Genomic DNA, 7672 nt, shown 5'->3' on the forward strand with positions numbered 1-7672 from the left:
TAAAGCGGCTGAATACTTCGCCCCAGACCCCCAAGATGCGCGGCCAATCCAGATGCCGCTGCGGCGGGCTTGAGCGCTGCAGCGCCTTATTCGGCCAGCCTTGGGCGCTGGGCGAAGGCGGCAAATTCGGCGGCTGGTAACGGTCGCGAGAACCAATAACCCTGGCCTTGATCGCAACCCAGGCTGGCCAGTAATTGCCGGGTCGGCTCATCCTCGATGCCTTCGGCGGTGGTGATTAACTGCAGGCTCTTGGCCATTTGAATAATCGCCGTGACTATCGCCTGATCCTGCACATTACCCTGCAGCTTGCGCACAAAGGACTGATCGATTTTCAACTTATCCACCTGAAAACGCTGCAGGTAAGACAGGTTCGAGTAGCCGGTGCCGAAGTCATCAATCGACAACTTGACCCCCAGCGTTTTCAGGTGCTGCAGCATGCCCATAAAGGCCTCGGAGTCGTGCAGCAACATCGACTCAGTCAGTTCCAACTCCAGGCAGGCCGCATCCAGCCCGAAGCGCTGCAAGGCGCTGGCAACCAAGGCTTCCAGATTGCCACGGCGAAACTGCACCGAAGAAATATTCACCGACAACACCAGGCGCGGCAAACCTGCGGCCTGCCAGACCATCAGCTGCCGGCAGGCTTCGTTCAGCACCCACTCACCGATCTCGACAATCAGGCCCGAGCGCTCGGCGACCGCGATGAAGGTGTCGGGCGCCATCAAGCCGTGCTCGGGATGCTGCCAACGAATCAAGGCTTCGGCGGCCAGCAACTGGCCGCTGTGAAGATCCACAATCGGCTGAAAATGCAGCACGAACTGCTGCTGGCTCAAGGCTTGGCGCAGGCCTGCTTCGAGGTTCAAATGCTCGATAATATCGACGTTCATTTGCTGATCGAAAAACCGATAGGCGTTACGCCCGGCGGCCTTGGCCTGGTACATGGCGATATCGGCATGCTTCAACAACAGGTCAAACTCATCGCCATCCTGGGGGTACAGGGCAATGCCGATGGAAATGGAGGTGACTATCTGCATGCCTTTCAACGCGAAGGGCTGCGCCAGTTGCTCCAGCACATGGGCGGCCACGGCGGAAATCGCCGCCAGGTCAGACACATCGGTCAAGACAATCAGAAACTCATCGCCGCCCTGCCGGCTAACGGTGTCCATCTCCCGCACCGCACCGCGCAGGCGATTGGCAACCTCCTTGAGCAACTCGTCACCGGCGCTATGGCCCAGGGAATCGTTGATGGTTTTGAAGTTATCCAGATCGAGAAACAGCAAGGCGGCCTTTTTCTTGTAGCGCCGGGCCTGGCCAATGGCTTGATCCATGCGATCACGCACCAATAAGCGATTGGGCAAGTTGGTCAGGGCATCATGCTGGGCCAGGTGGGTAAAGTTGGCCTCGGAGTGTTTGACCCGCAGGATCTCCTGTTGCAAGCGCTGCATGGTCTCGCGCAAATCATTGGCCAAGATCCACACCGCACAGGCACACACCAGCAGTACACAACTGATATTGACCATCCGGCCAATGCCCAGCGGCAAGGGTACAAACACCTGCCAGCCGGTTATCGATGCGTAGGTAATGCCGGCGATTGCAGCGAGCATCACCAGCAGCAGGCCGACGAACAGCTTCAGCCGCGAAACCATCCCGGCCACAATCAAAATCACCGGATAACACAGCAGCGCGCCGCTATACAGCCCCTGGTTAAACCACATGGAGGTGGTCACCAGCGCCACCATTGAACTCAGTATCAGCAAAATCGCGCGATCCGTCGCACCACGCCGATTCAGCCGGGCGCCGATCAAGACCACCGTTATCGCCGTCAAGACCAAGAACGCATTCAACCAGCTGTGCGCCACCAGCGTTTGCACGCCAATAATCACCAGCACCGCGCTCAGCACATTAGCGATCTGATTCAGTCGGCGGGCCTGCATGCGATGGTCCACGGGATCATCTTGCACGCTCGAAATTGGTGATTGCAGTGCATTCATTCGTTAAGTTCCATCTCGGCAGCAGAGGCCCTAAATCGCGGCTAAATCACCGCTTAAAGCCCCGAAAAAAACTATTACGCGCGGTTATATCGCGTTAAAAGCGGCGAACGCTAGCCAAAGCCGTGGGCAGCAGCAAGCGTTTGTTGCGCCACACCGATAAACAGCGCTATTAGAACGCTATTACACTCCTGCAAACATAAAAAAAGCGGCCCAAAGGCCGCCAAAGTCACACGCAGAGAACTGTTTTAGTGGGCAACTGCACCACTGGAGCCAAGGCCGGTTTGTGAACGTACAAACTGCGGCAGAAAGCGCGCCCGTTCCTCGGCGGCAGAAGCCGATTTGTCGGTGATGGAGAAGAACCAGATACCGGCAAAGGCAATCGCCATCGAGAATAACGCCGGGTACTCGTAAGGGAAGATGGCTTGCGCGTGGCCCAACACCTGCACCCAAACGGTTGGCCCGAGAATCATCAGGGTCACCGCAGTCACCAAGCCCAACCAGCCGCCAAGCATGGCACCGCGGGTGGTGAGGTTCTTCCAGAACATGCTCAGGAACAGCACCGGGAAGTTGCAGCTGGCCGCAATCGAGAAGGCCAAGCCAACCATAAAGGCGATGTTTTGCTTCTCAAACAGGATGCCTAAGGCAACCGCCAACACGCCGAGGGCAATGGTGGTGATTTTCGATACGCGGATCTCATCGCGATCGTTGGTCTTGCCCTTCTTGTATACGCTGGCATACAGGTCATGGGACACCGCCGTAGCGCCGGCCAGCGTCAAGCCAGCAACCACCGCCAGGATGGTGGCAAAGGCTACCGCCGAGATAAAGCCCAGGAACAAGCTGCCGCCCACGGCGTTAGCCAGGTGAATTGCCGCCATGTTGTTGCCGCCGAGCAGTGCGCCCGCCGCATCTTTGAACGCTGGATTGGTGCTTACTAGCACTATCGCACCGAAGCCGATAATGAAGGTCAGGATGTAGAAGTAGCCGATAAAGCCGGTGGCGTAGAACACGCTTTTACGCGCTTCTTTGGCATCGCTGACGGTGAAGAAGCGCATCAGAATATGCGGCAAGCCGGCAGTACCAAACATCAATGCCAAGCCAAGCGAGATCGCCGACACCGGGTCTTTGACCAGGCCGCCGGGGCTCATGATGGCCTCGCCTTTTGGATGCACTTTGATCGCTTCGGAAAACAATGCGGCGAAGTCAAAGTTGACGTGTTTCATCACCATCAAGGCCATAAAGCTGGCACCCGACAGGAGCATCACGGCCTTGATGATTTGCACCCAGGTAGTGGCCAGCATGCCGCCGAACAACACATAGAGCATCATCAGTACGCCAACCAGCACCACGGCGACGTAGTAATCCAGACCAAACAGCAGCTGGATCAACTTACCGGCACCGACCATTTGCGCGATCAAATAAAATGCCACCACCACCAGCGAACCGCTGGCCGCCACGGTGCGAATGGGCATTTGTTTAAGGCGATAAGAGGCCACGTCGGCAAAGGTGTATTTGCCCAGGTTACGCAGGCGCTCGGCCATCAAAAACAGAATCACCGGCCAGCCCACCAGAAAGCCGATCGAGTAGATCAAGCCATCGTAGCCGGAGGTGTAGACCAGTGCGGAAATCCCCAGAAACGAGGCCGCCGACATGTAGTCACCGGCAATCGCCAGGCCGTTTTGAAAACCGGTGATCTTGCCGCCGGCGGCGTAGTAGTCAGACGCCGAGTTGTTCTTTTTCGACGCCCAGTAGGTAATGCACAGGGTTGCACCGACAAACACCACAAACATCACGATGGCCGAGACGTTCATCGGTTGGCGCTGCACCTCGCCGGTTAACGCTTCACCGGCCCAGAGCAGCGGGGCAAAGGCCGACAACGCCAAGCTCACCAATAGACGCAGGATCATGGCTGCACCTCATCAAGAATGGCTTTATTCAAGCGATCGAATTCACCGTTGGCCCGATACACATAGATACCGGTGAGGACGAAGGCCGACAGGATCAAGCCAACCCCCAGCGGAATGCCCCAGGTGATCACCGAGTCAGGGCTGATGCGCATCCCAAGCAAGTGCGGGGCAAAGGCAATCAGCAGGATAAACACCAGATAGAGGCCGAGCATGGCGGCGGAAAGAAGCCATGCAAACCGCGAGCGCTTGGCCACCAGTTCATGGAATCGCGGATTTTCTAGAATCCGCTCGTAGACGCTGTCGTTCATTTTTGTTGTCCTCCGCAGCACGGGTTGCTGGTGAGTCCACTCTAAAACGACGGTACCTGCGCAACAGACGACCTTAGTCGTAGAAACCGGGCCCCTGCGACTAAGGTCGCAGGGGCCCGCAGCAAAGCGTTTGGGCTTTAGTCCATAAAAAAACCGCCAAGCCAAAGGCCGGGCGGTTATTCAATAAATGTCACGAGCTGCAGTTAAGCCAAGCTTATTGCAGCCATTCCTGCACCCGTTGCGGGTGCGCTTGCACCCATTTCTGCGCGGCGGCAGCCGGTTTGGCGCCTTCTTCGATGGCCAACATGACCTCACCGATTTCGCTTGGGGTCCAAGAGAACTTTTTCAGGAATGCATAAACCGGTGGCGCTTTGGCCGCCAAGCCTGGGTTAGCGATATTGTCGACATGCTCGGCGGCGCCATAGACGTTTTTCGGGTCTTCAAGAAAGCGCAACTGCCACTTGGCGAACATCCAGTGTGGAATCCACCCCGTCACCACCACCGGCTTATTGGCCTTGATGGCCCGGGCCAGCTCGGCAGTCATGGCACTGCCCGAACTGGCGAGCAACTTGTAGTCCAGGCCGTAGGTTTTGATCGCCTCGTCGGTCTTGCGCATCACGCCAGAACCGGCATCAATACCGACAATCCTTCCGGCAAAGGCGTCTTTCTCGGTTTGCAGATCGGCAATGCTTTTCGCCGTGACGTACTGCGGCACGATCAAGCCAATTTTCGCATCCTTAAAGTTGGCGCCGAGGTTTTCCACCTGATCTTTCAGCTTGTCGTAGTAGGCGCCGTGGGTTTCCGGCAACCAGGCCGACAACATGGCGTCCAGCTGCCCCTTGGCCACGCCCTGCCACATGATGCCGGTGGCCACCGGCAAGAGTTCAACCTCATAACCGAGCCGTTGCTTGATCACCTCGGCGGCCACATGGGTGGTCGCCACGCTGTCGGCCCAACCATCGACATAGCCAATTTTCACCGAGGGCTTGTCCGCCGCACCGGCCAAACCTGCTCCCAACGTCAACAGCACGCCGACGCCAACACCTAATAACCTTGCTACTTTCATTTTCACCACTCCGAAAGGGTTGCCCGACTCTGGCCGCGCAACTGCACTGCTGTTGTTGGTTTGGATACGCCGCCGTCACGTCCCGCAGTAGACGCTGGCCGCACGTCAGCAGGGCTGACCGCTCGATACTCGGCTGCCGCCGGCCCGGCAAGCGCTCTGAGAGCGACCCTTGAAACAATCAGAAACGACAGCAGCGACGTAAAATCTCATCTCAGTTGCCCAAGTCTGGGTTGCGCCGCCCGCGAAGCGGCGCTCACAGTTGCCGGGCGTGGTTTTTCTTGGCTGGGCCACATTGCATGGCGCAAGCCTCCTATCGGTGCGGCGAATCCGCTAAGATGCGCGCCTTTGCTCTCAGACGCGCGCCCGACCATGCCGGTATCCTCCCGTTTCGCCCTGCCCTATCTGTTTGCCAGCCTGCTGGCGTTGTTTGCCCTCGGCGGCCTTTGGTACGCCATCGGACAACCCGTGATTCTCGCCGATGCGGCGACGCCTACGCATAAATTGCAGTGCGTCTCCTACAGCCCCTTCGGTAAAGACCAGTCCCCGTTTGACCAGCCCTTTGTGCTGCGCAGCGAACAGATGGACAGCGATCTAGCCCTGCTGGCCACCCGTTTTAAGTGTGTGCGCACCTACTCGATGACCGGCCTAGAGGCGATGCCAGAGTTGGCCCGCAAGCACGGCCTAAAACTGATGCTCGGCGCCTGGGTGAGTAGCAGCCCGCTGGATACCGAGATCGAAATCAAGGCGTTAATCCAAGCCGCCAATGCCAACCCCGACGTGGTCGATGCCGTGATAGTCGGCAACGAGGCGCTGCTGCGCAAAGAAGTCACCGGCGACCAACTGGTTAAACTGATCGCCCAGGTTAAAGCCCAGGTCAAACAGCCGGTGACCTATGCCGATGTCTGGGAGTTTTGGCTGCAACACCCGCAAGTAGCCCCGGCAGTGGACTTTTTGACCATTCACCTGCTGCCCTACTGGGAAGATGACCCTGCCGGGATTGATCAGGCCCTGGCCCACGTTGGCGAAATCCGCCAGAGCTTTGGCAACCGCTTCGCCCCGAAAGACATTCTGATCGGCGAAACCGGCTGGCCGAGCGAAGGCCGCCAGCGTGAAACCGCCCTGCCAAGCCGCGTCAACGAAGCCAAATTCATACGCGGCTTCGTGCAGATGGCCGAGCAAAACGGCTGGCGCTACAACCTGATCGAAGCCTTCGATCAACCCTGGAAGCGCAGCAGCGAAGGCGCAGTCGGCGGTTACTGGGGTTTGTTTGACGCCGACCGGCAAGAAAAAGGCGTACTCGCCGGCCCCGTGTCCAACCTGCCGCACTGGCCGCTGTGGCTGGCGCTGAGCGGCACTTTGTTGGCCCTGACGCTAGTGCTGGCTGGCCGCCCGGCCTCGACCCGCGCCGCCTTGTTACTGCCGGCAGTGGCCGCCCTGGGCGCCGGCTGCATAGGCTTGTGGGCCGAATTGGCACTGATAACCAGTCGTTACCTGGCCGAATGGCTGTGGGCAGCGGCGCTGATCGGTTTGAATCTGCTGGTGCTGGCCCACGCCGCGCTGAGCCTGTCGGCCCGCACCGGTCGACGCGCTCAGCTGTACGCCTGGCTGCAGGCGCGGGCCGGCTGGTGGCTGGTAGCAACTGGTTTTGCCGGCGCGGTGATGATGTTGGCGCTGGTATTTGATGCCCGCTATCGCAGCTTTCCCAGCGCGGCACTGCTGCTGCCGACACTGTTTTACCTGTGCCGCCCGGTCGCCGGGCCACGTCGCGAGATCGCCCTGCTAGCGGCACTGATCGGCGCCGGTATAGTGCCGCAGCTGTATGAAGAAACCCTCGGCAACTGGCAAGCCATCGGCTGGGCCGCCGTCAGCCTGCTGCTGCTCGGCGCGCTGTGGCGCAGCCTGCGGTTGCCACGCAGCTAAGCAAATCGGCCGCACAAAAAAGGGATGACCACGGTCATCCCTTTTTTATGGCTATGTACCCGTTATGTGTTGAAGCGTGCGGGTCGGTTAGGCGATACCTGGTGCGCGGTAATTCGTAGGGTGGGTTAGGCCGCGCCCGCTCTCGAAAACGCTCCCGGCGTTTTTCCTACCTCCCCCATCCATGGGGTCGCCGGCGGGCTTGCGGCATTCACCCCATCCATGGGGATTGCGCGAACCACGGCCTGCCAACAACGCAAAACCCGACCGCGCCGTAACCCACCATGGCGCTCGACCGGCAAACCGCATGGTGGGTTACGCGGTGCCCGGCTTGCGCGGTGATGCAAGCAACCACCGTCCGCGCCGCTAACCCACCCTTGTATGTTGAGGTCATCGTTAAACAGTAGGCTCAAACACGCTGTTGACGATAATCAGTAAGGTTCCGGGGAGGCCGTCCCACCCTAGAGACGCATTGCGATCTCGTTTGTA

The 7672-nt window shown here is 58.9% G+C and carries 5 protein-coding genes; 1 reads left to right on the plus strand and 4 read right to left on the minus strand.

Going from position 1 to position 7672, the window contains the following annotated elements; translation table 11 throughout:
- Positions 1 to 86: 86 nt before the first annotated feature.
- From Q8R10_RS06585 to Q8R10_RS06600, 4 genes are all read right to left on the minus strand, one after another.
- Positions 87 to 1988 (minus strand): bifunctional diguanylate cyclase/phosphodiesterase, encoded by a 1902-nt coding sequence (locus Q8R10_RS06585; protein WP_305652159.1) that lies wholly within the window; start codon positions 1986 to 1988, stop codon positions 87 to 89.
- Positions 1989 to 2233: 245 nt separating this feature from the next.
- Positions 2234 to 3892: a cation acetate symporter gene (locus Q8R10_RS06590; protein ID WP_305652161.1), complete on the minus strand. Its 1659-nt coding sequence runs from the start codon at positions 3890 to 3892 to the stop codon at positions 2234 to 2236.
- The gene (locus Q8R10_RS06595; RefSeq protein ID WP_305652163.1) at positions 3889 to 4200 is read right to left on the minus strand and encodes a DUF485 domain-containing protein; all 312 of its coding nucleotides are present in this window, start codon (positions 4198 to 4200) and stop codon (positions 3889 to 3891) included. The genes Q8R10_RS06590 and Q8R10_RS06595 overlap by 4 nt, the downstream gene beginning before the upstream one ends.
- A 214-nt stretch (positions 4201 to 4414) precedes the next feature.
- Positions 4415 to 5266, minus strand: a complete 852-nt coding sequence (locus tag Q8R10_RS06600) for a glycine betaine ABC transporter substrate-binding protein (RefSeq protein ID WP_305652165.1) — start codon at positions 5264 to 5266, stop codon at positions 4415 to 4417.
- A gap of 369 nt (positions 5267 to 5635) precedes the next feature.
- On the opposite strand from Q8R10_RS06600, the gene Q8R10_RS06605 reads away from it, so the two are divergent.
- Positions 5636 to 7186 carry a beta (1-6) glucans synthase gene (locus Q8R10_RS06605; RefSeq protein WP_305652167.1) on the plus strand — a complete coding sequence of 517 codons (1551 nt, stop codon included), beginning with the start codon at positions 5636 to 5638 and terminating at the stop codon, positions 7184 to 7186.
- Positions 7187 to 7672: the final 486 nt, after the last annotated feature.

The sequence above is a fragment of the Pseudomonas sp. genome, assembly GCF_030698175.1.
Classification (GTDB): Bacteria; Pseudomonadota; Gammaproteobacteria; order Pseudomonadales; family Pseudomonadaceae; genus Aquipseudomonas.